Origin of the sequence: Streptomyces sp. NK15101, from assembly GCF_020400725.1 — a bacterium.
GTDB lineage: Bacteria > Actinomycetota > Actinomycetes > Streptomycetales > Streptomycetaceae > Streptomyces.
On record NZ_JAINVG010000002.1, the window covers coordinates 143,523 to 166,535 of the forward strand.

The following is a 23,013-nucleotide window of genomic DNA, read 5'->3' on the forward strand; positions in this document are numbered from 1 at the left end:
ACAACGCCGACGAACAACGGCGGACGAGCGCGAACGTCTGCGGACCAACAGCGCAGGTGAGAGACGCGGCAGCTCAAGGAAGCGCCACCACCCGAGTTGCTTCGGGACGAAGAGGTCGTGGGTTCAAATCCCGCCACCCCGACAGCCGAAACAGCAGGTGAGGCCGGTACTGGATCCAGTACCGGCCTCACCTGTCTCTGTCTGCGGATCCCTCTGCGCGACCACCGCTCCCCGTGTGCCTACGGTCACAGCGGATCGGCGCCGAAGATCCCGTCCATGACCACGGCAGCGATCTGGACCACGGGCCGGATCCGCTTCCGGTGGACCTCCTCCACCACGGCCGTCCTTGGGGAGCCGTCATCCGGGGAACCACAGCTCGTGGATGTGACGGTCCTCGCCGCGGTAGACCACGTGCTGGGTCTTGTCCACGTCCCAGGTGTAACCGAAGGGGTTCCCGGCGGCCTGCACGGAACTGCCGGACGCGATGGTGAGGTCGTTGTGGTGCCACGCGCCGTTGAACCACAGCTCGTGAATATGGCGGTCGGGACCGCGGTAGACCACGTGCTGGGTCCCGTCCACGTCCCAGGTGTAGCCGAACGGCTCGGAAAACGCCGCGACCTGGCTGCCCGAGGCGGCGATCAGGTCGTTGTGGTGCCACGCGCCGTCGAACCACAGCTCATGGATGCGACTGTCCGGACCGCGGTAGACCACGTGCTGGGTCTTGTCCACGTCCCAGGTGTATCCGGCGGGGTCACCGTCGGCCTCCACCGGACTGCCGGACGCGATGGTGAGGTCGTTGTGGTGCCACGCGCCGTTGAACCACAGCTCGTGAATATGGCGGTCGGGACCGCGGTAGACCACGTGCTGGGTCCCGTCCACGTCCCAGGTGTAGCCGTCCGGAAATCCTGCCACCTTCGCGGGACTTCCTGAGGCGGCGTTCAGGTTGTTGTGGTGCCATGCGCCGTTGAACCACAGCTCCCGGACATTGCTGTCCTCATCGCAGAACACGACGTGCTGGGTTCCGTCCACGGCCCAGGTGTATCCGTTGGGGTCACCGTTGGGGTGGGCGGACGTCGGGCAGCCCGAGGCGGCGATCAGGTCGTTGTGGTGCCATGTGCCGTTGAACCACAGTTCCTGGATGTGTGTGTTCAGGCCGCAGTAAACGACGTGCTGCGTCTTGTCCACGTCCCAGGTGTAACCGGAGGGGTCACCGTTCGCCAGCACCTGAGCACCCGAGGCGGCGATCAGGTCGTTGTGGTGCCACGCACCGTTGAACCACAGCTCATGGATGCGATTGTCCTGGCCGCGGTAAACGACGTGCTGCGTCTTGTCCACGTCCCAGGTGTAACCGGCGGGGTTCCCGGCAGCGAGGGCCGGGCTACCCGAAGCGACGGACAGATCATTACGGTTCCATCCCACAGCGCTCTCCTTCCTGGTCGTTTCAGCCGGACTTTCATCTCCCACCAGTCAGGCACCGGGAATACGACTCGGCATTCTCTGTCGCAGGCAGTAGCAGCCCACGGTCTGGAGCGGCGGAAAACCGTGGGGGCGGACCCGCCCGGCCGGGCAAGCCGTGCGACACATCCGCCCATCTCCACCTCACACGAAGAGTCACATGAGTAAAGCAACCCGTTTTCACCCGAATGGAGTAAATCGCTCACTTTCTGTAGGAGGCGTCGAGCACCTCGAACACAGGCACGCCGAGGGCGAGCGATACGGAACCTCGAAGCATGGCTGTGGCGACAGGGGTGCGGCGAGGTACCCACGCGCCCGATCGGTGGACGAACCCGTGACGGTCGATCCTGGGCCGTCTCCGGGCCGTCTCCGGGCCGCGCGAGGCTTCACGGGGCCACTCAAGACCGACCGACAGTGACAAGCGAGCCCCGGCCGTGGACCGCGGAACCCTGGAATCGACCTGCTGCAGCTGCGGGCCGGGCAGATCGCCGGGAACACGTGCCTGACCGTCACGCACACCGAGAGCCTCCGGAAGGACGGGGTCCCGGAGGAGCGGATCACCGCCGTGGCATCGTGGCAGGACTCGTCGTACCTCAGCGAGGAGGAGGCCTCGCCCTAGCACTCGTGGAGGCCGTCCTGCAGCCCGCCGCGCCCGGGGCCGAGCGGTTCCCGGACGAGCTGTACGCGAAGGCCGCCGAGCTCTACGACGAGAAGGAGCTCACCACGCTCGCCCTCGCCATCGGGCAGGTGGACTTCTTCATCCCGCCGGCGCTGATCGGCAAGCCGCTGCCGGGCGTCAAGCCGTCCGGGCAGTGGACCCGGGAGCGGTCTTCCGGACCGGCTCCTAGATCACCGGCGGGCGGCCCAGACGGGTCATGCGGAGGACCGTGCTCCAGCGCATCGGGGTCCGGGGCCCGCCGGAGCGGCGGACGCCCTCCGCGAAGCCGCCGAACCAGGCCTTCAGGCCCGGGAGCGAGCGGGTGCGGGCCAGGGTCAGGAGGGTCCACACGCCGAGGTAGACGGGGACGAGGAGGACCGGCAGGTTGCGCTTGGCCAGCCAGACGCGGTTGCGGGCCGTCATCCGGTAGTAGACGGCGTGCCGGGCCGGACTGGTCCTGGGGTGCTGGAGCAGGAGTTCCGGCGCGTACAGGACCTTCCAGCCCGCGTCGAGGGCCCGCCAGGCGAGGTCGGTCTCCTCGTGGGTGAAGAAGAAGTCCTCCGGCCAGCCGCCGATCCGGTCGAGCATCGGCATCGACAGGCCGTGGCCGCCGCCGAGGAAGGTGGTCACCTCGCCGCCGCGCATCGGGTCCTTCGCCCCGAGGCGCGGGACGTGCCGGCGCTGGGTCTCGCCGGTCTCGTCGGCGATGCGGAACGAGACGATGCCGAGGCGCGGGTCCGCCTCGTACAGGTCGACGAGGCGGCGGAAGACGTCCGTGTCGACGAGCAGGCCGTCGTCGTCGAGGTCCACCACGATGTCGACGTCGCCGAAGGAGCGCAGCGTCTCGATCGCGACGTTCCGCCCGCCGGAGACGCCCCGGTTCTCGGGGAGTTCGACGCCGGTGACGCCCTCGGGCAGGTCCGGGAGCGACCCGGTGCCGTTGCCGACGACGACGATCCGGGCGGCGGGCTCGTCCTGGCGCGCCACGGCGTCGAGCAGCGCCCGCAGCTCGGCGGGGCGCGTGCCCATCGTCAGTACCGCCACACCCACACGCGGTCGCGCCACGACCCACTCCGTCCCATGAACCTCTGCACCGGAACCTGCTCCGGGCCGCGATGCTAGCCGTCCGGGGACACCTCCTGTTCACCCGGACCACGGGTGCCGTGCACCGCACGGAAGCGCGGAGGGGGGAGCGCGGCGAGGAGCGGGGGCGGGCGGCTCTACGCTGGTTCCCTTCCGTCAGGTTGATCGATCGTCGAAAGGGTGGTCTCCAGGTGCTGGTCGCGGACCGATATCGGCTTCACGTGTGTATCGGCCGGGGCGGCATGGGCGAAGTGTGGCAGGCCACCGACGAGGTGCTGGGCCGGCCCGTGGCCGTGAAGCTGATGCTGGCGCAGGCGACCGACCCCTCCGCCGGCGACCGCTTCCGGCTGGAGGCGCAGACCGCCGCGCGGCTGAGCCACCCGCACGTGGTGGGCGTCTTCGACTTCGGCACCTGGGACGGAAAGCTGTTCCTGGTCATGGAGTTGGTGGAGGGCGACAGCCTCGCCGGGAGCCCGTCCGATCCGCTGGTCCTGCCCGCCGAGCGGGTCGCGGTCGTCGCCGCGCACGCCGCCGCCGGGCTCGCGGCCGCGCACCGGCAGGGCGTGGTGCACCGGGACATCAAGCCGGGGAACCTGCTCGTCGACGGCGAAGGCACGGTCAAGCTGGCCGACTTCGGCATCGCGCGGTTCGTCGACGACCCCTCGGCCGCGCTCACGACGACCGGACAGATCGTGGGCACGGGGCTGTACCTCGCGCCCGAGCGGGCCCTCGGGCAGCCCGCGTCGCCCGCCTCCGACGTGTACTCGCTGGGCTGCGTGCTGTACCAACTCCTCACCGGAAGACCCCCGTTCCGCGCGGACACGGCGACGGCACTGCTGTACCAGCACATCGACACCGCGCCGGTGCCGCCGAGCCGGCTCGGGGCCGCGCTGCCGCCCGACTTCGAGACGTACCTGCTGAGCCTGCTCGCCAAGCAGCCGGAACAGCGGCCCTCGGCGCAGGCGATCACGGACTGGTTCTCCTCCGGCGCCTGGCGCGGGTCCGGGTATCCCGGGGCCGCCCCCGTCGCGGGCCGGCCGCACGCGCCCCGTCAGCCCGCCGGTCCCGGGCCCGCCCTGTCGCACGCGCCCCACGGCTCCCACCAGCCGACCGGGTCCGCTCCCATGCCCATGCCCGCGCCGGTGCACACGCCCGCGCCGACCCCGCCGCCGATGAACCGGCCGCCGATGCCCCGGCCCGCGCCCGCCACCCGGCGGCGTCAGGCCCCGGCGAGCAGCGGCGGCGGGCTCGCCGAGCTCTCCCGGCGCCGCCCGCGCAAGACGGCCGCGGTGGCCGGGGCCATCGCCTTCGTGGTCTTCCTGATCATCGGGATGGCCTGGCTGTCCTGACGGGCCAGGGGCCGGGCGCGGCCGCTCGGCGAGCCGCGGACCGGCTCGGCACTGCCCGGCCGCCCCGGCGAGCCGCGGACCGGCTCAGTACGGTCTCGGCGCCATCACGCGCGGCTCCTCGTCCACCGTCGCGAGCAGCAGGCAGCGCGGTACGCCGGGCCCCGGGATCGCGTGGACGGTCGCCGGTGTCGGCGGGTCGGTCGGCAGCTCGATCGTGACGGTGACCGGACGGTCGCCCTGGCCCGTGGCGTGGCCGGTCTCCTTGCCGTCGACGAGGACCTCGACGACCGGGACGTGCCCGGTCTGGACGGTCACGGAGACCGAGTGGCCGAGGTGGTCGGTGTGGAAGTGGTGGCGTGCCCTCATGGGCCACCTCCGTACCCCGGGGTCGACGCGGGCCGCTGGAACGGGACGCGTACCTCCAGGGTAGGCGGTCGGGGACCTTCGGGCCGTGGCGGTCCGGTCACCCTCTGTGTGCAGGCGGTCGGCGGGCGCGATGTCCCGCCCCGCTCTTGCCGTACGTGACGGAGCGCGGCGTCCGGTTTCCGGTCGTCAGCCCGTCACCGGCGCCCCGAAGGGCGGCCCTAGATCTCGCCCGACAGCGCGAACAGGCCTCGCCTCGCGCCCTCTTCGTAGGCCTTCCGCAGATCCGGATCGCCGAGCGGCGCCCCGAGCGCCTCCTCCCCGCGCGTGCGCGTGACCGCGCAGTACTCCGCCGGACGGTACGAGGCGTCGAAGACCGAGGTCCGCAACAGGTCGACCGCGCCCAGGAGATGGGCCGCCGCGGTGCGCTGTCCGTCCATCGCCCGCATCTGGGCGAGGAGTTCCGCCGCACAGGCCGCGCCCACCGCGGAGCCGAGCCGCAGATGCTCGCGCAGGGCCCGCCGGGCGTACTCCGCGGCACGCTTCCGGTCCCCGTCCCAGGCACCGAGTTCGGCCCGCACGTGGTACGCCCAGGCCTCGGCGAACACGTCACGGCCCACCCAGGCCCACTGGCTCTCCCGGTCCAGGTCCCCCTGGTCCAGCGCCTCCTGCGCGGCCTCCGGGTCGGAACGGCACAGGGAGAGCGCGAGCCCGACCCAGCACGCCTGCCGGCTCGGCCCGAACTCCGGGTGCTCCTCCATCAGCGCGAGGGCCTCCCGGAACTCGGCCGCCGCCGCGCGCGTACGCCCCTGGTAGAGGGCGGTGGCGCCGCGCAGATGGGCCAGGAGCGACAGGCAGCGCTCGTCGCCGTCCCGTACGGCCGCCGCCCAGGCCTGTGCGAGGAGCGGGTCGGCGTCCTCGGGGCGGCCCGACTCCAGCTCCAGGAAGGCCGCCAGCCACAGGGCACGGGCGGGCGGCGGTCCGGCGTGCAGGCTGAGGGCGTGCCGCAGCCGGGAGCGGCCCTCGGCGATCCGCCCGCAGGCCACCCACAGGAACCACAGGGAGACCGCGATCTCGACGGACGTCTCGGCCTCGGCGTTCGGCGACAGCGGCGCGGTCGTCGGGTCCATGGCGGCCGCCAGGTCCGGGAGTTCGCGCAGCGCCAGGTCCCGGGCGTCGAGCTGCCGGCCCCGCTGCCACCAGTCGGAGGTCCGCCGGGCCACCTTCGCGCACCATCTGCGGTGGTGCAGGAGGACGGCCCAGCGGTCGCCGCGTGCGGTGAGACGGCGGGCGCCGACGGCCCGCATCGGGTGCGGCATCCAGTAGCGGGGCAGGCCGTCCTCGCCGTCGAAGAGGTCGTCGACGGGGAGGAGCGCGAGGGGCGCGAGGCGGTCCAGGACCGTCTGGATCTCCCCGGCGGGCAGCGTCCCGGAGGCGCAGACCTCGCGGACGGCCTCCCGGCCGAAGGCGCCCTCGAAGACGGAAAGCCGCTCCCACAGGAGCTGTTCGGCGGGGCCGCAGCCGTCGTAGCCGCGCTCGGCCGCGGCGATCTGGTCAAGGCCGATGTGTTCGCCCCACAGGCGTTCGGTCTCCGGTGGTTCTCCTGCCCACATGTACTCCAGCCCCCGATGTCACTTCTCCGCCCTCTCCTGTGATCCAGGACGGATTCAATGGAAAACGGCCGACGCCGCGGCTTGAATGCATTTGCCCCGGTCCACATCCTGGGGCCTTCCCGTGCCCGCACCCAGGGTTTCCCCGGGATCGACCAAGGAGGCACATGCATACCAGGGAATCCGTCCTGGGAGAGGTGGATCTGGCACTGATCCACGCACTGCAGCTCGCCCCGCGCGCCAGCTGGACGCAGCTCTCCGGCGTGCTCGCCGTGAGCCCGGACACCCTCGCCCGGCGCTGGGAGACCCTCACCGCCGGAGGGTACGCCTGGAGTTCGCTGCTCGCCGCCCGGCGCGGCACGGAGGCCACCCTGTACGCGTGGGTCGAGCTGGAGTGCGTCGCCGGAGCCGCCGAGGCCACCGCGGTCGAGGTCGCGGGCGACCCGTGCACCCTCGGCGTCCACCAGGTGACCGGCGACGCCGATCTGGTGCTGCTCGTCAACTGCCCGGACCTCCACGCCCTCGACGGCTACCTCGCCGGCCGGGTGCGGCGGCTCCCCGGGGTGCTCAGGGCCCGCACGCAGGTCGTCACCCAGCTGCACAACCGCCCGTACCGCTCGCGGATCGAGCAGCTCACCCCGGCGCAGGCGCAGCACCTCGCCGAGCTCACCGGCGGCGACCGGCGGGCCCGGCCCTCCACGCGCGCGTACCCCCTCGTCACGGAGCTCGACCAGCGGATCATCGCGGAGCTGGCGGGGGACGCCCGGCGCAGCGCCGCCGAACTGGCCCGGCAGTGCGGCACCAGCGAGTCGACCGTGCGCCGCAGGCTGGACGCCCTGGGCGCGGCCGGCGCCGTGCACCACCACTGCCTGCCGGCCCCGCGCTTCTCCGGGCGGCCGGTGTGGGCGCTGGTCACGGCGGACGTACCGCCCCTGGAAGTGGCCGAGTCGGTGGCCTCGCTGACCCGGCTCCGCCAGACCCGCGTGATCACCTCGGTCACCGGCCCGCACAACCTGGCCCTCGCCATGTGGCTCCGTACGGTCGAGGAGCTCCACGACGTGACGGCGGCGCTGGTGCGGGCCGCGCCGGCACTGCGGATCACGGGCACCTCGGTGTCCCTGCGCACCCACAAGATCGGCGCGCAGGTCCTCGGACCGGACGGCCGGCGCACCCACCACATACGGCCCGCCACCGACTCCTGACAGGGCGACCGGCGCGTGCTTTGATGGGCCCGTGGAGTTCGCCGTGTTCGTGACGCTGCCCGGCCTGGTCATCCTGCTGACCGTGATCGCCTTCGCCGACCAGTTCCTGCGCGTGACCGGACGCGGCAAGCGCGGCGGGCAGGTCTCCTCGACGGGCTTCGAGCAGCTGCACGCCACCTTCTCGCAGGGCAAGCAGAACGAGCTCAAGGAGCGGCAGAGCGCCCTGGTGCTGCGCGACGACGAGGAGGACGGCGCCCCGCCGCGCCACTCCACGGTGGATCTCGGCGGCGGGCGGGCCGTCATCAGGATCGGACCGGGCGGTGCGTCCTGACCCGGCACATCGGGCTCGGGCCGGACGGTGCGGCCTGACCCCGTGCATCGGGATCAGGCCGGGCGGGACGCCTTGACCGAGTACATGAGGGGGATGCGGGGACGGTCCACGGGGAAGCGGTAGTAGCCGTCCTCGTGCCGCTGGAGGGCGCCGTAGCGGGGGAAGAGCGAGGCGTCGTGCTCGTGCAGGAACTCGATGCGCAGCCCCGCCCTCGCGAGGGCCGTGACGACCTCGCCGACCGGGTGCACCCACTCCACGCTGCGGTTGTGGACGGTGACGGCGTCGAGGTCGGCGTAGGTCCCCGGGGTGGTGTCCACCCACGGATCGCGGACGAAGTAGTCGTGCACGACCCGGCTGCCGGTCTCGTCGTCGAGCGAGTCGGTCAGCGGATGGAACTCGGCCACGTAGAGGAAGCCGCCGGGGGTGACGAGGGACGCGGCGGTCTCCGCCCAGCGCTCGATGTCGGGCAGCCAGCACAGCGCGCCGCTGCCGGTGTAGACGACGTCGTACGACCGGTCCGGGACGGCCTCGGCGGCGTCGTACACGTCGGCGGCGACGAAGGCGGCCCGCTCCTGCGAGAGGCCCAGGTCGGCGGCGAGCGCCCGGGCGGTCTCGACGGCCGGCTCGGAGAAGTCCAGGCCGACGACGTGGGAGGCGCCGTGCCGGGCCCAGGAGAGGGTGTCCAGGCCGATGTGGCACTGGAGGTGGAGCAGGGAGCGTCCGGTGACGTCGCCGACCTCCGCGAGCTCGAAGTCCCGCAGGGCGTCCTTGCCCGCGCGGAAGGCGTCGAGGTCGTAGAACTCGCTGGCGGCGTGGATCGGGACGCGCTCGTCCCACTTCGCGCGGTTGGCCTCGCGCCAGTCCTCGGGGGTCGGAGAGTACATGTCGGCGAGGTTATCCACAGGCTACGGACGACGCGACCCGATTGTCGGCCGCGCGGAGCATGATGGGGGCCATGACCACCGAGAGCAAGGACTTCGACACCCCCGTCTGGGAGCAGCGCTTCCGGGCACCCCGCGTCTCCCTGCCCGAATGGGCCGAGGAGGCCCCGGACCGCTCACTCTTCGTGTCCAACGCGACGGGGACGTACGAGCTGTACGCCTGGGACCGGGCGAGCGGTGAGCAGCGGCAGGTCACGGACCGGCCGAACGGGACGACGGACGGGGCGCTGTCCCCGGACGGCGCCTCGATCTGGTGGTTCGCGGACACCGACGGGGACGAGTTCGGGGTGTGGATGCGCCAGCCGTTCGCGGGCGGCGAGGACGAGCCGGCCGTGCCCGGCCTCGCCCCGTCCTACCCGGCCGGACTCGCCATCGGCCGGGAGGGCACGGTCGTGGTGGGCCGGTCCACGGACGAGGAGGGTTCGACGGTCCATCTCGTACGGCCGGGGGCCGGCGCCCCGGTCGAGATCTACCGGCACCGGGAGTCGGCCGGCGTCGGCGACCTGTCCTACGACGGCTCGCTGATCGCGATCGAGCACACCGAGCACGGCGACGCGATGCACTCGGCGCTGCGCGTGCTCCGCGCCTCGGACGCGGGCGTGGTGGCCGAGCTCGACGACACCAAGGGCGGCACGGAGGAGCTGGGGCTCACGGTCCTCGGCTTCGCCCCGCTGGCCGGGGACACCCGGCTGCTCGTCGGCCACCAGCGGCGCGGCCGCTGGGAGCCGATGCTCTGGGACGTGGCGACGGGCGCCGAGACCGACCTGCGGCTCGATCTGCCGGGCGACGTGTCGGCGGAGTGGTATCCGGACGGCTCGGGCCTGCTGATCGTGCACGGCTTCGAGGCCCGCAGCGAGCTGTGGCGGTACGAGATCGCGACCGGCGCCCTGATCCGGGTGGAGACCCCGTCCGGTTCGGTGTCGAGCGCGACGGCCCGGCCCGACGGCTCCGTGGAGTACCTGTGGTCCTCGGCCGCCGAGCCGCCGGTGGTGCGCTCCACGGCCGGTGGCGTCGTCCTCGACCCGCCCGGCCCGAAGGCGCCGCCGTCGGTGCCCGTGGAGGACGTGTGGGTGGACGGCCCCGGCGGCAGGGTCCACGCGCTCGTCCAGCGCCCGGCGGAGGGCCAGGGCCCCTTCCCGACGGTCTTCGAGGTGCACGGCGGCCCCGCCTGGCACGACAGCGACGCCTTCGCCTCGGGCCCGGCGGCCTGGGTGGACCACGGGTACGCGGTGGTGCGGGTCAACTACCGGGGCTCCACGGGGTACGGCCGGGAGTGGACCGACGCGCTCAAGCACCGGGTCGGCCTGATCGAGCTGGAGGACATCGCGGCGGTCCGTTCCTGGGCCGTGGAGAGCGGCCTCGCGGACCCGGCACGGCTCGTCCTGTCCGGCGGCTCCTGGGGCGGCTACCTCACGCTGCTCGGTCTGGGCACCCAGCCGGACGACTGGGCGGTCGGCCTCGCGGCCGTGCCCGTCGCGGACTACGTCACGGCGTACGAGGACGAGATGGAAGCCCTGAAGGCGCTGGACCGGACGCTCCTGGGCGGTTCCCCGGAGGAGGTGCCCGAGCGGTACGCGGCCTCGTCGCCGCTGACGTACGTGGACGCGGTGAAGGCCCCGGTGCACGTGTCGGCCGGCGTCAACGACCCGCGCTGCCCGATCCGGCAGATCGACAACTACGTCGACCGGCTGGCGGCCAGGGGCGCGGTCCACGAGGTGTACCGGTACGACGCGGGCCACGGCTCCCTGGTGGTGGAGGAGCGGATCAAGCAGGTCGCCCTGGACCTGGACTTCGCGGCCAGGCACCTGGGGACCGAGCCGCCGGTGCGGGGAGGCGTCACGGGCGCGGCCTGACCGGCGGGGCGCCCGGGGACCCGGTCGTCGGGGAGTCGGGTCCGCTTGCGTACCGTGGGGGCGTGTACCGGTTCCTGAGAACGCCCCGCTGGTGGGGGATCAACGTCTTCGTCCTCCTCGCGATCCCGTTCTGCGTCTTCATGGGGACTTGGCAGCTCGGCAAGTTCGAGGACCGCGTCGACTCCCATCGGGAGGCCGAGCGGCAGCCCGCCGCGCGCGCGGAGAAGGCCGAGCCGCTGGACTCCCTGCTGCCGGTGGACCAGAGGACCTCGGGCCGCTCGGCGCAGGCGCGCGGCCGGTTCGGGGAGCAGTTCCTCGTGCCGGACCGCGAGCTGGACGGCCGCACCGGCTCGTACGTCCTGACGCTGCTGAGGACCGACGGCGGCCGGTCGCTGCCGGTGGTCCGGGGCTGGCTCCCCGCGGGCGCGAAGGCCCCCGCCCCGCCGTCCGGCGAGGTGACGGTGGTGGGCGCGCTCCAGGCCTCGGAGAACCCGGGCACGAAGGGCGTCCACACGGCGGGCGGGCTGCCCGAGGGACAGCTCGGCATGATCAGCGCGGCGTCCCTGGTGAATGTGGTCACGGACGACGTCTACGACGCCTGGATCACCCTCGCGGACTCCCCCGCCGGGCTCACACCGGTCCCGGCGGTGGCCGCGGCGGGCACGGGCCTGGACGCGAAGGCGTTCCAGAACCTCGGCTACACGGCGGAGTGGTTCGTCTTCGCGGGCTTCGTCGTCTTCATGTGGTTCCGCCTCGTGCGCCGCGAGGCGGAGGCCTCCCGCGACGAGGCGCTGGGCCTGTAGGCCGCGGAGGCCTCCCGCGCCGGGGCGCTGGGCCCGGAGGACCGGGGCGCAGGGCCTGAGGCCCGGAGCGGACGTCCGGGGCCCCGAAGCCCCGGGCGAACGTCCCGCGCCCGAGGGCCGGAGCCGGACGTCCCGCGCCCGAGCGCCGGAGCGAACGTCCAGCCGCCCGAGGACCGGGACCCGGGCCCGTGGCCCAGCAGCCCGCCCCCGCGGCCCAGGAGCCGGGGGCCCGGAGGGGCGCGGGTATCGCCGCCGGTGTTCCGGGCTCGCGTCTCAGGAGCCGGGCAGGGTGCCCGTGCGGTAGACGGTGCCGGCGCAGGCGTTCGGGATGAGGGCCGTGGCCATGGGGCCGCCCGGTTCCGCGGTGTGGCTGACCACGATGCTGCCGTCCGCCGGGGCGCCGTCCTCGTGGACCAGCTGGGGTGCCGCGCCGGCGCCCTCCTCGGCACCGACCCCGGAGCCGCCGGTCTCGGTGCCGCCCGCCCCGCTCGTCGGGTCGTCCGTCGGGGTCGGCGTCGAAGTGGCCGTCGGGGTCGGTGAGGCGGGCGGTTCGCTCGGGGTGGTCGGCGTGGGGGTCGGGGTGGTGCCGGTCGTCGGGCAGGTCTCGCTCGGCACCCAGACGAACTTCACCTCGTAGCTGCCGCTCGGCTTCAGGACGACCGCGAGCGACTCCTGCGAGGGATCGGGCAGCCCGCTGCCCCCGTCGCCCGAGGTGTGCCGGACCACCGAGATCCGGGTCGGGTCCGCCGCTCCCCTGGCCTCGAAGCTGACGATGCCCGCGCCGTCCACCAGACAGGTCCGGTCGGAGACGTTGGCGATGCGGAAGGTGCCGTGGACCCTGCCCTCGGCGTCGGGCCCGCCGGCTCCCTGCCCGGCGACGCCGAGCTGGTCGGCGGCGCACCGCGGGGTGGAGCCGAGGCCGGCGCCCAGCGTCTGGCTGGGGAAGCCGCCCGAGACGCCGGGGCCCGGTTGCTGCGGCTTGCCTGAGGCGCCGTCGGCTCCGCCGGGGCTCGGCGAGACGCCGCTCGCGGGGGCCTTGGAGCTCTGGCCGCCCTCGATGCCGGTCTCGGTGCCGGTGCCGCCCTGGGCCTGCTCGCCGTGGCCGGCGTTCACGGGGTTGGCGGCGGAGAGGCCGCCCGAGGCGGCGACGTGCACGAAGGCGGGGACGGCCGTGCCGATGAGGACGGCGGCGGCCGCGGCGCCGACGACGGCCTGCCGCTTGCGGGCGCGCCGCGCGGGCACGGCACGGCGCAGGTGCTCCAGCGAGCCGAGGGAGGGCTCCATGCCGCCCACGGCCTCCTGGAAGAGCCGCCGCAGCGCGAGCTCGTCGTCGCCCTCGCCGGGTCCGGGCTCGATCTTCACCATGCGCTGTCCACTCAGCTCGTCACGTTCATCCAGGGCGTCGGGCTTCTCCGAGGTGGAGGCCGGAGCGGCGGGGGACGCGGTGTCGTCCTCGCGCGCCGTCTCGGCGGCATGCCTCTCGGGGACGTCGTCGCCGTCACCGTTCTCGTGGGCCACGCCGTCCCCGCCGGGTGCCTCGCTCATGTCGTCGCTCCCATCGCGACGCGCAGCGCCGCGATGCCCCGCGAACCGTACGCCTTCACCGAACCCAGGGATATCCCGAGCGTCTCGGCGACCTGGACCTCGGTCATGTCGGAGAAGTACCGCAGGGCGAGCACCTCGCGCTGGCGCCGCTGGAGTCCGCGCATCGCCTTGATCAGGTCCTCGCGCTCCAGCTGCTCGTACGCCCCCTCCTCCGCGCTGGCCATGTCCGGCATCGGCTTGGACAGCAGTTTCAGGCCGAGGATGCGGCGGCGGAGCGCGGACCGGGAGAGGTTCACCACGGTCTGCCGCAGGTAGGCGAGCGTCTTCTCGGGCTCGCGCACCCGCTTGCGGGCCGAGTGCACGCGGATGAAGGCCTCCTGGACGACGTCCTCGCAGGAGGCGGTGTCGTCGAGGAGCAGCGCGGCGAGACCGAGCAGCGACCGGTAGTGGGCGCGGTAGGTCTCGGTCAGGTGGTCGACGGTGGTGCCGGCGGCCGGGGCGGTCTCGGTGCTCCGGCGGGGCGACGGGATGCCTTCGACGCCGCCGGTGCGGGATCCGGTGGGCACGGGGGCGATCACCGGCAGGCCGCCGAGTGCGCGCGGACGCCTGAGCGGACGGACCGCGGAGCCGCGCACGGGGACGACGGCGCCGCTCCGCACGGGGAGCACCGCCGTGCCCGCGCCGCGCAGCGGGGCGATGGTCGCGATGTCGAGTACCTCTGCCACGCTTGTTGGACACGCTTCCCCCCGACAGGGTTGTACGCGTACGCCATCCTTTTCGACGGCGAGTTGTTCGTCCTCATGCGTAACCGTTCTCCCCCGATGCCCCGTTTTCGGCGTGTCCCGCGCCACACGGTCGTGGGTGCACGCAGAGACGCGCCCCGCCCAACTCTGGTTGCAGTACGGGGGAAGTGCATCGTCGACCACGGCATCGCAGCAGTTCAAGGGGTATCTGACGCCTTTTTGCTCACAGGTCGTTCACAGATCACGGAAATCCGTGACAAGCGATTCCGCGATCTGAAGCGCATTCAGGGCCGCGCCCTTGCGCAGGTTGTCGGCGCAGACGAAGAAGTCGAGCGCGCACTCGTCGTCGAGGGAGCGCCGGACCCGGCCGACCCAGGCGGGGTCGGTGCCGACGACGTCGGCGGGGGTGGGGAAGTCGCCGGCGGCCGGGTCGTCGCAGAGCACGACCCCGGGCGAGGTGGCCAGGACCTCGTGTGCGCGGCCGACCGGGACGGGGCGCTCGAAGCGCGCGTGCACGGAGACGGAGTGCCCGGTCACGACGGGGACGCGGACGCAGGTGGCCGCGATCCGGAGGCCGGGGAGGCCGAGGATGCGGCGGGTCTCGTCGCGGACGCGCTCCTCCTCGGTGGAGGCCCCGTCGGCGCCGGGGACGCCCGACCAGGGCAGGACGTTGAGCGCGAGGGGCCCGGGGAAGGGGCCGGTGTTCTCGCCGACGGCCCGCCGTACGTCTCCGGGGAGGGTGCCCAGGTCGCCGTCGGCGGCCACCAGGGCGAGCTGTGCGCGGAGCGCGTCGACGCCCGCCTGTCCGGCGCCGCCGGCGGCCTGCTGGGCGGTGACGACGAGTTCGGCGAGCCCGAACTCGGCGTGCAGGGAGCCCACGGCGACGATCAGCGCGAGGGTGGTGGAGCCGGGTCCCGCGACGACGCCCCGGGGGCGCAGCCGTGCGGCGTGCGCGTTGAGTTCGGGGACGACGAGCGGCACGTCGGGGTCGGCGCGGAAGGCGGCGGAGGTGTCCACGACGACGGCGCCCTTGGAGACGGCGATCGGCGCCCAGCGGGCGGCGACGGCGTCGGGCACGAGGAAGAGGGCCAGGTCGACGCCCTCGAAGGCCTCCTCGCCCAGCGCGAGGATCTCGCACTCCTCCCCCCGGACGGGGGCCTTGCGGCCCGCCGAGCGGGGGGAGGCGAGCAGGCGGATCTCGCCCCAGACGTCCGCGTGGTGCGTGAGCATCTGGAGCATCACCGAGCCGACCGCCCCGGTCGCTCCCACGACCGCGAGCGTCGGCTTCGGGTTCATCGTCCGGTGCCTCCGTAGACGACGGCCTCGTCCGAGTCGCTGTCCAGACCGAAGGCGGTGTGGACGGCGCGCACGGCCTCGTTGACGTCGTCGGCGCGGGTGACGACCGAGATGCGGATCTCGGAGGTCGAGATGAGCTCGATGTTCACGCCCGCGTCGGACAGCGCCTTGAAGAAGTCGGCGGTGACGCCCGGGTTCGTCTTCATGCCCGCGCCGACCAGGGAGATCTTGCCGATCTGGTCGTCGTAGCGCAGGGACTCGAAGCCGATCGCGGTCTTCGCCTTCTCCAGCTCGTCGATGGCCTTGCGGCCCTCGGCCTTGGGGAGGGTGAAGGAGATGTCCGTGAGGCCGGTGGAGGCCGCGGACACGTTCTGCACGATCATGTCGATGTTGATCTCGGCGTCCGCGACGGCGCGGAAGATGGCCGCGGCCTCGCCCGGCTTGTCCGGCACGCCGACGACGGTGATCTTCGCCTCGGAGGTGTCGTGGGCGACGCCCGAGATGATGGCCTGCTCCACCTTGCGGTCCCCTTGCGGCTCGTTGCTGACCCAGGTGCCCTGCAGCCCCGAGAAGGACGAGCGGACGTGGATCGGGATGTTGTAACGGCGTGCGTACTCGACGCAGCGGTGCAGCAGCACCTTGGAGCCGGAGGCGGCGAGCTCCAGCATGTCCTCGAAGGAGATCCAGTCGATCTTCTTCGCCTTCTTCACGACGCGCGGGTCCGCCGTGAACACACCGTCGACGTCGGTGTAGATCTCGCAGACCTCGGCGTCGAGCGCCGCGGCGAGCGCGACGGCGGTGGTGTCGGAACCGCCGCGGCCCAGCGTGGTGATGTCCTTCTTGTCCTGGGACACGCCCTGGAAGCCGGCGACGATGGCGATGTTGCCCTCGTCGAGGGCGGTACGGATCCGGCCCGGCGTGACATCGATGATGCGCGCTTTGTTGTGGACCGAGTCGGTGATGACGCCTGCCTGGCTGCCCGTGAACGACTGGGCCTCGTGGCCCAGGTTTTTGATCGCCATGGCCAGCAGGGCCATGGAGATCCGCTCTCCGGCGGTCAGCAGCATGTCGAACTCACGTCCGGCAGGGATCGGGGATACCTGCTCGGCGAGATCGATCAGCTCGTCCGTCGTGTCGCCCATCGCGGAAACCACGACGACCACCTGGTGGCCGTTCTTCTTGGCGTCCACGATCCGCTTGGCGACGCGCTTGATGCCTTCGGCATCGGCAACGGAGGAGCCTCCGTACTTCTGCACGACAAGGCCCACGTGCGCTCCTCGCTCAGTCTGTGCCGCAGCCGGCGCTGCGATCGACTCAGTCTATCGAGGGACCCGGAAACGCCGACCGTATATCGCATCCTGAGACAGGGCGCTCAGCAAGTGATCACCGGGGCGGTTCGGCGACTCTCCCGCCACGTGGCCCGTGCAGGGGTGGCGCTCGCCCAGGCCGCGCACGCAGACGGGCAGCGGGTCCCGGTACTCGGCCAGGGCCCGGCCGCTGCTTCCTCTACTTCCTCAAAGACCGGATCCGCAGCCCCAGCGGGGTCGCGATCTCCTCCAGCATCACGCGGCCCGCCTCCTCCGCCAGGTCCTCCTCGGTGAGGTCCTCGTCCGTGTCCAGGCCGTCGAGCTCCGCGAGGGGCTGGTCGAGGCGGACGTGGGCGACGAGGGACTGGAGGGCACGGAGGGTGGCCGAGGCGGTCGGGCCCCAGTTGGAGAAGTACGAGAACTGCCACCACCACAGCGCCTCGCTGGTGCGGCCCGCCCGGTAGTGGGCGAGGCCGTGGCGCAGGTCGGTGACGATGTCGGCGAGGTTGTCGGAGATCCGGGCCGGCACCGGGGCCTTGCGCGGCTCGTACGGGTCGAAGACCTCGGAGAAGACGTCGACCGGCTCCAGCATCACCGCGAACCGCTCGCGCAGGTCGTCGACGTCCGGCTCGGGGCCCGTGTCCGGCTCGTACCGCTCGTCCGGGACGATGTCCTCGTGCGCCCCGAGCCGGCCGCCCGCCAGGAGCAGCTGGGAGATCTCCAGGAGCAGGAAGGGCACCGCGCTGTCCGGCTCGTCGCCCTTGGCGACCTCGGTCGTCGCGACGATGAAGCTCTCGATCGAGTCGGCGATCTGGACCGCGAAGTCGTCCGGGTCCTGCGTGACGGAGTGCAGTGTGGGATCAGACATCGAGCAGCCTTCCTGAGAACGCGCGGCGCGCGCCGGCCCTGTCGTCATACATCTAGCAGCCGCCGCCCCTCGAAGGCACGGCCGAGGGTCACCTCGTCGGCGTACTCCAGGTCGCCGCCGACCGGGAGGCCGCTGGCGAGCCGGGTCACCTTGAGTCCCATGGGCTTGATCATCCGCGCCAGGTACGTCGCGGTGGCCTCGCCCTCCAGGTTCGGGTCGGTCGCGAGGATCAGCTCGGTGACGGTGCCGTCCGCGAGCCGTGCGAGCAGCTCGCGGATGCGCAGGTCGTCCGGACCGACCCCCTCGATGGGGCTGATCGCGCCGCCGAGGACGTGGTACCGGCCGCGGAACTCGCGCGTCCGCTCGATCGCCACGACGTCCTTGGGCTCCTCGACCACGCAGATGACGGTCAGGTCGCGGCGCGTGTCGCGGCAGATGTTGCACCGCTCCTGCTGTGCCACGTTCCCGCAGACCGCGCAGAACCTGACCTTCTCCTTGACCTCCAGGAGGGCGTGCGCGAGACGGCGGACGTCCGTGGGCTCCGCCTGGAGGACGTGGAAGGCGATCCGCTGCGCGCTCTTGGGACCGACGCCGGGCAGCCTGCCCAGTTCGTCGATGAGGTCCTGAACCACGCCTTCGTACAACGGAACGCCTCTCTCGGAGTGCTTGATTCTTACGGTAGTGGCTGGGAGCGAGCCTTAGAAGGGCTCAGGAGAAGGGCTCAGAAGCCGAGGCCCGGCATGCCGCCCATGCCCTGGGCGAGCGGACCGAGCTTGGTCTGCTGGAGCTGCTGCGCGTTGTCGTTGGCGGCCTGCACGGCGGCGACGATCAGGTCGGCCAGCGTCTCGGTGTCCTCGGGGTCGACCGCCTTGGGGTCGATCTCCAGGGCGCGCAGCTCGCCGGCGCCGGTGACGGTCGCCTTGACCAGGCCGCCGCCGGCCTGCCCGTCGACCAGGGTCGCCGCCAGCTCCTGCTGGGCCCGGGCGAGGTCCTGCTGCATCTTCTGGGCCTGCTGGAGAAGCTGCTGCATGTTGGGCTGGCCACCACCGGGGATCACGGTCACTCCTCAGGTTCGATATGTCGGTATGCCGAGCCTACGTGGTCGCGGACCGGGGCGCCGACGCAACTCTTTCGAGTGAGAAACTGCGGGCTCCTCTACCTGATCAACACCCTCTTGTGGGCGGAAATCCCGGGATTCCGGGCCCATCGCCCACCATTCGGCGGTAGGAAGGGCAGGCACCACGTGCACCGCACGTCACAGAAGGACACGAGCGCTGAGCTGAACAGAGGAGTCCCCCGGTGAGCCAGCAGCCGGAGATGCAGCCACCGGGACCCCCCGGGGGAGACGTCCACCGCGATCTGACCGGTACGCCCTTCCCCCTGGGCGACTGGGGCGAGCCGGCCGAACGGCTCGACGAGCTGTACCGCTGGGTCGAGAGCAACGCCCTGCGCACCGCCGAGTGGTACCTCTCCGACCGCGTCTGGAAGCGCCGGGCCGCCCGGATCCTGCGGATCGGCACGGCCGTGGGGGTGATCGCGGGCGCCGCGCTCCCGCTGCTCGACCTGACCGGGGTCGCCGAGGGCATCGCGGGCTGGGGCTATCTGTCGCTGCTGCTCGGCGCCGCCTGCATGGCCTGCGACCGGTACTTCGGGCTGACGTCCGGCTGGATAAGGGACGTGGCGACGGCACAGGCCGTGCAGCGCCGGCTGCAGGCGCTCCAGTTCGACTGGGCCTCGGAGAGCGTCCGGGAGGTCCTGGGCCCCACGGAGGGCACGGCGAGCGAGGCGGCCGAGCGCTGTCTCGGCGTGCTGCGCCGCTTCTCGGAGGACGTGACGGAGCTGGTGCGGGCGGAGACCGCGGACTGGATGGTCGAGTTCCGATCGGGTCCGGCGCCGCTGGCGCTCCAGTCGGTCGGCGTGGTCCCGGCCAGGCCCGAGAGCCCCCACCCCTCGGGCCGTTTCCCGCTGCCGCCGGGCACCCGGCCGAACATGCCGCGTCAGCGGCCCCCGGAGACCCGCTGACGCGGGCTGCTCCGGGGGCCTCGGCCGAGAACGGCCCGGAGGGACCTCCCCCGGGGACGGCCCGGAGGGACCTTTCCCGGGACGGCCCGGTGGGCCTCAGCTCAGGATGATCATCGAGCCCTGGGCGAGGCTCCGAGTCGCCGCCGCGTGCAGTCCCAGCCAGACGTGCCGCTCCCGCGCGAAGGGATGGCCGTCGTACGGCACGGCCGCGGCAGGCTCCTCCAGGGTGGTGGGCCGATCCGGCGGCAGCGGGGCCGCGGGCGGGTTCGCCGGGTCGATGCCGATCGAGGGCGCCACGAACTCCAGCTCCCGCAGCAGCCCGTACGAGGAGCCGAGCGGGCCGCCGCCTTCGAGGAGCTCGTCGTTGGCGAGCGGCACGGGGAAGTCCACCGGCACGTAAGCGCCCGCGTGGTCGTAGTGCCAGACCAGGTGGGACTGCTGGGCGGTGGCCTCGAACATCTCCAGGAGCTGCTCGTAGTCCCCGCCGAGCTCGTCGACGGGCTCGACCGGCAGCCCGCACATCCGGAGCAGATAGGCGCGGCGCAGGAAGTGCAGGGCCGTGTAGTCGAAACCGGCGACCGGAGCGACGTCCCCGGAGAGCCCCGGCATGTACGCGTAGACGGGCACGGTCGGCATGCCGGACGCGGTCAGCACGGCGTCGTAGGCGGCTATCTCTTCGGCGAAGGGATTGTCGGGGCTGTGGCACAGCACGTCGACGAGGGGGACCAGCCACAGGTCACAGGCCAAGGGAGGCTCGCTCTCCGTCAGATGCAGGGACGGCCAGGGTAGTCGGCCGGGCCGACGACGCCCACCCGTCGATGACCTGCCCCCGCGGGCCCGGCCTCAACCCGACGGGGGCTCAGCGGGCCCGCGCCTCCAGGCGGTCGGCCCATTCCAGCGAGTGCGCGTTGTAGGCCCGGACGAGTGCGACGGCCGCCTCCGCGTCGCCGCGGGTGATCGCGTCGACCAGGTCCACGTGTCCGCTCCACAGCCAGCCGAGGACGTCCCGCTCGGAGCGCAGGTAGGGCACGGAGAAGACCCAGGCCTGGACGCGGAGCCGGTGCAGGAAGTCGGCGATGTAGTCGTTGGCGGAGACGAGGCGGCCCAGCTCGCGCCAGTAGCGGATGTCGTAGCCGATGAGGACGTCGAGGTCCCCGGCGCGGGCGGCGCGGGCGGCGGCCTCGCCCCGGCGGCGGACGGAGACGAGCGCGACACCGATGTTGAGGTCGGGCTCCGGGGCGGAGGGCGGCGGGGTCGTCGCGGGGGCGTGGCGGCGGAAGATGCCGTCGACGACGAGCATCCGGGCCTCGACCATGCCCCGGTAGTCGTCGATCGAGTACTGGTGGACGCGGAAGCCGCGGTGCTGGTCGGAGTCGAGGAGGCCCTGGGCGCAGAGGTCGACGAGGGCTTCGCGGACGGGCGTCGCGGAGACGCCGTACTGCTCGGCGATCTGTTTGACGGTGAATTCCTCGCCGGGCTGGAGACGGCCTGCGAGCACCTCGTCACGGAGCGCGTCCGCGATCTGCTGTCGCAAGGTGTTGCGCGTGACAGCTCCGCTCGCGGGCATGTGGTCGGTCCCCTCCGTACGGTTCCGGACACCCTAGTCCAGACGGAGGGGACCTCCCGGTACTGCGGTTATGCGGTGTGCTCGTCGGCGACCGCGAGGGCCGCGTCCAGGGCCGCCAGGCCCTCCTTGGCCTCGGCCTCGGAGACGTTGCAGGCGGGAACGGCGTGGGTGCGGTTCATGTTCACGAAGGGCCACAGGCCCTGCTTCTTCGCCGCGGCGGCGAAGGCGGCCATCGGCGCGTTGGCCTCGCCCGCCGCGTTGTACGGGACGAGCGGCTCGCGGGTCTCCTTGTTCTTGACGAGGTCGAGCGCCCAGAAGACGCCCGTGCCGCGGACCTCGCCGACGGACGGGTGGCGCTCGGCGAGCTCGCGCAGGCCGGGGCCGAGGACGGTCTCGCCGATGTGGGCGGCGTGCTCGACGACCTTCTCGTCGGCCATCACCCGGAGGGTGGCGACGGCGGCGGCGCAGGCCAGCGGGTGACCGGAGTAGGTCAGGCCGCCGGGGTAGGGGCGCTTGTCGAAGGTGGCGGCGATCTCGGCGCTGATGGCGACGCCGCCGAGCGGCACGTAGCCGGAGTTCACGCCCTTGGCGAAGGTCATCAGGTCGGGGACGACGTCGAAGTGCTCGGCGGCGAACCACTTGCCGGTGCGGCCGAAGCCGGCCATGACCTCGTCGAGGATGAAGACGATGCCGTACTTGTCGCAGATCTCGCGGACGCCGGCGAGGTAGCCGGGCGGCGGGGTCATGATGCCGGCGGTGCCGGGCACGGTCTCCAGGATGATCGCGGCGATCGTCGCCGGACCCTCGAAGGCGATCGTGTCCTCCAGGTGCTGGAGGGCCCGCGCGCTCTCCTCCGCCTCGGTGGTGGCGTAGAAGGGCGAGCGGTAGAGGAACGGCGCCCAGAAGTGCACGACGCCCGCGGAGGCTGTGTCGGAGGCCCAGCGGCGCGGGTCGCCGGTCAGGTTGATCGCGGTGGAGGTGGCGCCGTGGTACGAGCGGTAGGCGGAGAGCACCTTCGTGCGGCCGGTGTGCAGCCGGGCCATGCGGACGGCGTTCTCGACGGCCTCGGCGCCGCCGTTGGTGAAGAAGATCTTGTCCAGGTCGCCCGGGGTGCGCTCGGCGATGAGGCGTGCGGCCTCGGAGCGGACGTCGATGGCGAAGGCGGGCGCGAAGGTCGCGAGCTTACCGGCCTGCTCCTGGACGGCGGCGACGACCTTGGGGTGCTGGTAGCCGATGTTCGTGTAGACGAGGCCGCTGGTGAAGTCGAGGTAGCGGTTGCCGTCGTAGTCCCAGAAGTACGAACCCTCCGCGCCGGCCACGGCGAGCGGGTCGATCAGGCCCTGGGCGGACCAGGAGTGGAAGACGTGCGCGCGGTCGGCGGCCTTGACGGCCGCGCCGGCCTGGGGGTCGGGTTCGACATGAGGGGTCATGGCGTCGAGGGTAAGGAAGCGCAGGTGGGAGGGGCCATGGCCATCTTGTCCACCGAGACCGGGGCGGACCCGACACGTTGCGGGGTGGGGGGCGGACCCTCCTATGCTGCGCGGCATGTACACGCCCGGTCGCAGCGCCGCCACGACGTTCACCGGCTGGGGAATGCTCCTCAGCGCCTGGGCGGCCGTGCTCGTCTCCCTCGCGGGGGTCTCCCCGTACCCGCCGCTCGTGGCGCCGCTGGCGCTCGCCGGACTCGCCGTCCTCTTCGCCGCCGCCTGGGCCGTCGCCTCGCACCGGGCCGGCGCCCGCTCCCGGGACCCGCTGGCCAAGCCGTACCGCGAGACCCGCCGGCCGAACCGTGTCCTGCGGTACGTGCTCGGCTTCGGCATCTCCTTCGCCACCGCCGCCGCGTTCCTGACGCTCTTCGTCGACAGCAGTGCGTACGGCCGCGAGACCGAGCGCCTGGAGCGCGTCGGGTACGGCGAGTACGAGGTCCCCGTGGTCCGCCTCGCGGGCGATCCCGTGTTCCACGAGGGCGACGAGGACCGCGATCCGTACTACCTCACCGACCTCGTACTGCGGATCC

Annotated in this window: 21 protein-coding genes; 6 read left to right on the forward strand and 15 right to left on the reverse strand. The window is 72.6% G+C overall.

Going from position 1 to position 23,013, the window contains the following annotated elements:
* Positions 1-357: 357 nt before the first annotated feature.
* Both K7G60_RS01805 and K7G60_RS01815 read right to left on the reverse strand, forming a co-directional pair.
* A complete protein-coding gene (locus tag K7G60_RS01805) occupies positions 358-1,335 on the reverse strand; it encodes a hypothetical protein (protein ID WP_225798969.1) in 978 nt (325 codons plus the stop codon).
* 964 nt (positions 1,336-2,299) lie between these two features.
* Positions 2,300-3,178, reverse strand: coding sequence for a glycosyltransferase family 2 protein (locus K7G60_RS01815; RefSeq protein ID WP_225798970.1), 879 nt, complete (start codon positions 3,176-3,178; stop codon positions 2,300-2,302).
* A gap of 209 nt (positions 3,179-3,387) precedes the next feature.
* Between K7G60_RS01815 and K7G60_RS01820 the strand changes: the two genes are divergently transcribed.
* A complete protein-coding gene (locus K7G60_RS01820) occupies positions 3,388-4,545 on the forward strand; it encodes a serine/threonine-protein kinase (protein WP_225798971.1) in 1,158 nt (385 codons plus the stop codon).
* An 84-nt stretch (positions 4,546-4,629) separates the two neighbouring features.
* On the opposite strand, the gene K7G60_RS01825 is transcribed toward K7G60_RS01820, so the two are convergent.
* Positions 4,630-4,911 carry a hypothetical protein gene (locus K7G60_RS01825; RefSeq protein WP_225798972.1) on the reverse strand — a complete coding sequence of 94 codons (282 nt, stop codon included), beginning with the start codon at positions 4,909-4,911 and terminating at the stop codon, positions 4,630-4,632.
* Between the two features lie 218 nt (positions 4,912-5,129).
* Positions 5,130-6,521 carry a tetratricopeptide repeat protein gene (locus K7G60_RS01830; protein WP_225798973.1) on the reverse strand — a complete coding sequence of 464 codons (1,392 nt, stop codon included), beginning with the start codon at positions 6,519-6,521 and terminating at the stop codon, positions 5,130-5,132.
* A gap of 164 nt (positions 6,522-6,685) precedes the next feature.
* On the opposite strand from K7G60_RS01830, the gene K7G60_RS01835 reads away from it, so the two are divergent.
* Positions 6,686-7,720, forward strand: coding sequence for an Lrp/AsnC family transcriptional regulator (locus tag K7G60_RS01835; RefSeq protein ID WP_225798974.1), 1,035 nt, complete (start codon positions 6,686-6,688; stop codon positions 7,718-7,720).
* A 31-nt stretch (positions 7,721-7,751) separates the two neighbouring features.
* Entirely contained in the window at positions 7,752-8,051 is a 300-nt protein-coding gene (locus K7G60_RS01840; protein WP_225798975.1) for a DUF6191 domain-containing protein, read from the forward strand.
* Positions 8,052-8,104: 53 nt separating this feature from the next.
* On the opposite strand, the gene K7G60_RS01845 is transcribed toward K7G60_RS01840, so the two are convergent.
* Entirely contained in the window at positions 8,105-8,935 is an 831-nt protein-coding gene (locus tag K7G60_RS01845) for a bifunctional 2-polyprenyl-6-hydroxyphenol methylase/3-demethylubiquinol 3-O-methyltransferase UbiG (protein WP_225798976.1), read from the reverse strand.
* A 62-nt stretch (positions 8,936-8,997) separates the two neighbouring features.
* On the opposite strand from K7G60_RS01845, the gene K7G60_RS01850 reads away from it, so the two are divergent.
* Both K7G60_RS01850 and K7G60_RS01855 read left to right on the forward strand, forming a co-directional pair.
* Positions 8,998-10,845, forward strand: a complete 1,848-nt coding sequence (locus K7G60_RS01850; RefSeq protein WP_374115565.1) for a prolyl oligopeptidase family serine peptidase — start codon at positions 8,998-9,000, stop codon at positions 10,843-10,845.
* 62 nt (positions 10,846-10,907) lie between these two features.
* Positions 10,908-11,648, forward strand: coding sequence for an SURF1 family protein (locus tag K7G60_RS01855; protein WP_225798978.1), 741 nt, complete (start codon positions 10,908-10,910; stop codon positions 11,646-11,648).
* Positions 11,649-11,921: 273 nt separating this feature from the next.
* Here the strand turns inward: K7G60_RS01855 and K7G60_RS01860 are convergent, their stop codons facing one another.
* The 7 genes from K7G60_RS01860 to K7G60_RS01890 all read right to left on the reverse strand — a co-directional run bounded on the left by K7G60_RS01860 (position 11,922) and on the right by K7G60_RS01890 (position 18,464).
* Positions 11,922-13,193, reverse strand: a complete 1,272-nt coding sequence (locus tag K7G60_RS01860; RefSeq protein ID WP_225798979.1) for a hypothetical protein — start codon at positions 13,191-13,193, stop codon at positions 11,922-11,924.
* Positions 13,190-13,918, reverse strand: a complete 729-nt coding sequence (locus tag K7G60_RS01865; RefSeq protein ID WP_374115563.1) for a SigE family RNA polymerase sigma factor — start codon at positions 13,916-13,918, stop codon at positions 13,190-13,192. Before K7G60_RS01865 ends, K7G60_RS01860 begins: the two co-directional genes overlap by 4 nt.
* Positions 13,919-14,170: 252 nt before the next feature.
* A complete protein-coding gene (locus K7G60_RS01870) occupies positions 14,171-15,232 on the reverse strand; it encodes an aspartate-semialdehyde dehydrogenase (RefSeq protein WP_225798980.1) in 1,062 nt (353 codons plus the stop codon).
* A complete protein-coding gene (locus K7G60_RS01875) occupies positions 15,229-16,500 on the reverse strand; it encodes an aspartate kinase (protein WP_225798981.1) in 1,272 nt (423 codons plus the stop codon). The genes K7G60_RS01870 and K7G60_RS01875 overlap by 4 nt, the downstream gene beginning before the upstream one ends.
* A gap of 238 nt (positions 16,501-16,738) precedes the next feature.
* Entirely contained in the window at positions 16,739-17,407 is a 669-nt protein-coding gene (locus K7G60_RS01880; protein WP_225798982.1) for a DUF5063 domain-containing protein, read from the reverse strand.
* Positions 17,408-17,451: 44 nt separating this feature from the next.
* A complete protein-coding gene (recR, locus tag K7G60_RS01885) occupies positions 17,452-18,051 on the reverse strand; it encodes a recombination mediator RecR (protein ID WP_225798983.1) in 600 nt (199 codons plus the stop codon).
* Positions 18,052-18,128: 77 nt separating this feature from the next.
* The gene (locus K7G60_RS01890) at positions 18,129-18,464 is read right to left on the reverse strand and encodes a YbaB/EbfC family nucleoid-associated protein (protein WP_093878766.1); all 336 of its coding nucleotides are present in this window, start codon (positions 18,462-18,464) and stop codon (positions 18,129-18,131) included.
* Positions 18,465-18,724: 260 nt separating this feature from the next.
* Here K7G60_RS01890 and K7G60_RS01895 point away from each other — a divergent pair, with 260 nt between their 5' ends.
* Positions 18,725-19,429 carry an SLATT domain-containing protein gene (locus K7G60_RS01895; protein ID WP_225799029.1) on the forward strand — a complete coding sequence of 235 codons (705 nt, stop codon included), beginning with the start codon at positions 18,725-18,727 and terminating at the stop codon, positions 19,427-19,429.
* A 96-nt stretch (positions 19,430-19,525) separates the two neighbouring features.
* On the opposite strand, the gene K7G60_RS01900 is transcribed toward K7G60_RS01895, so the two are convergent.
* The 3 genes from K7G60_RS01900 to K7G60_RS01910 all read right to left on the reverse strand — a co-directional run bounded on the left by K7G60_RS01900 (position 19,526) and on the right by K7G60_RS01910 (position 22,426).
* Entirely contained in the window at positions 19,526-20,176 is a 651-nt protein-coding gene (locus tag K7G60_RS01900; protein WP_225798984.1) for a hypothetical protein, read from the reverse strand.
* Between the two features lie 112 nt (positions 20,177-20,288).
* A complete protein-coding gene (locus K7G60_RS01905) occupies positions 20,289-20,996 on the reverse strand; it encodes a GntR family transcriptional regulator (protein ID WP_225798985.1) in 708 nt (235 codons plus the stop codon).
* A gap of 68 nt (positions 20,997-21,064) precedes the next feature.
* Positions 21,065-22,426: an aspartate aminotransferase family protein gene (locus K7G60_RS01910; protein ID WP_225798986.1), complete on the reverse strand. Its 1,362-nt coding sequence runs from the start codon at positions 22,424-22,426 to the stop codon at positions 21,065-21,067.
* Positions 22,427-23,013 lie beyond the last annotated feature (587 nt).

What these genes read in the sequence shown, in the direction of transcription:
- K7G60_RS01825 (WP_225798972.1), bottom strand. Translation starts at nt 4,911, where the DNA reads ATGAGGGCACGCCACCACTTCCACACCGACCACCTCGGCCACTCGGTC.
- K7G60_RS01830 (WP_225798973.1), bottom strand. Translation starts at nt 6,521, where the DNA reads ATGTGGGCAGGAGAACCACCGGAGACCGAACGCCTGTGGGGCGAACAC.
- K7G60_RS01835 (WP_225798974.1), top strand. Translation starts at nt 6,686, where the DNA reads ATGCATACCAGGGAATCCGTCCTGGGAGAGGTGGATCTGGCACTGATC.
- K7G60_RS01845 (WP_225798976.1), bottom strand. Translation starts at nt 8,935, where the DNA reads ATGTACTCTCCGACCCCCGAGGACTGGCGCGAGGCCAACCGCGCGAAG.
- K7G60_RS01850 (WP_374115565.1), top strand. Translation starts at nt 8,998, where the DNA reads ATGGGGGCCATGACCACCGAGAGCAAGGACTTCGACACCCCCGTCTGG.
- K7G60_RS01860 (WP_225798979.1), bottom strand. Translation starts at nt 13,193, where the DNA reads ATGAGCGAGGCACCCGGCGGGGACGGCGTGGCCCACGAGAACGGTGAC.
- K7G60_RS01870 (WP_225798980.1), bottom strand. Translation starts at nt 15,232, where the DNA reads ATGAACCCGAAGCCGACGCTCGCGGTCGTGGGAGCGACCGGGGCGGTC.
- K7G60_RS01880 (WP_225798982.1), bottom strand. Translation starts at nt 17,407, where the DNA reads ATGTCTGATCCCACACTGCACTCCGTCACGCAGGACCCGGACGACTTC.
- K7G60_RS01895 (WP_225799029.1), top strand. Translation starts at nt 18,725, where the DNA reads ATGCAGCCACCGGGACCCCCCGGGGGAGACGTCCACCGCGATCTGACC.
- K7G60_RS01905 (WP_225798985.1), bottom strand. Translation starts at nt 20,996, where the DNA reads ATGCCCGCGAGCGGAGCTGTCACGCGCAACACCTTGCGACAGCAGATC.
- K7G60_RS01910 (WP_225798986.1), bottom strand. Translation starts at nt 22,426, where the DNA reads ATGACCCCTCATGTCGAACCCGACCCCCAGGCCGGCGCGGCCGTCAAG.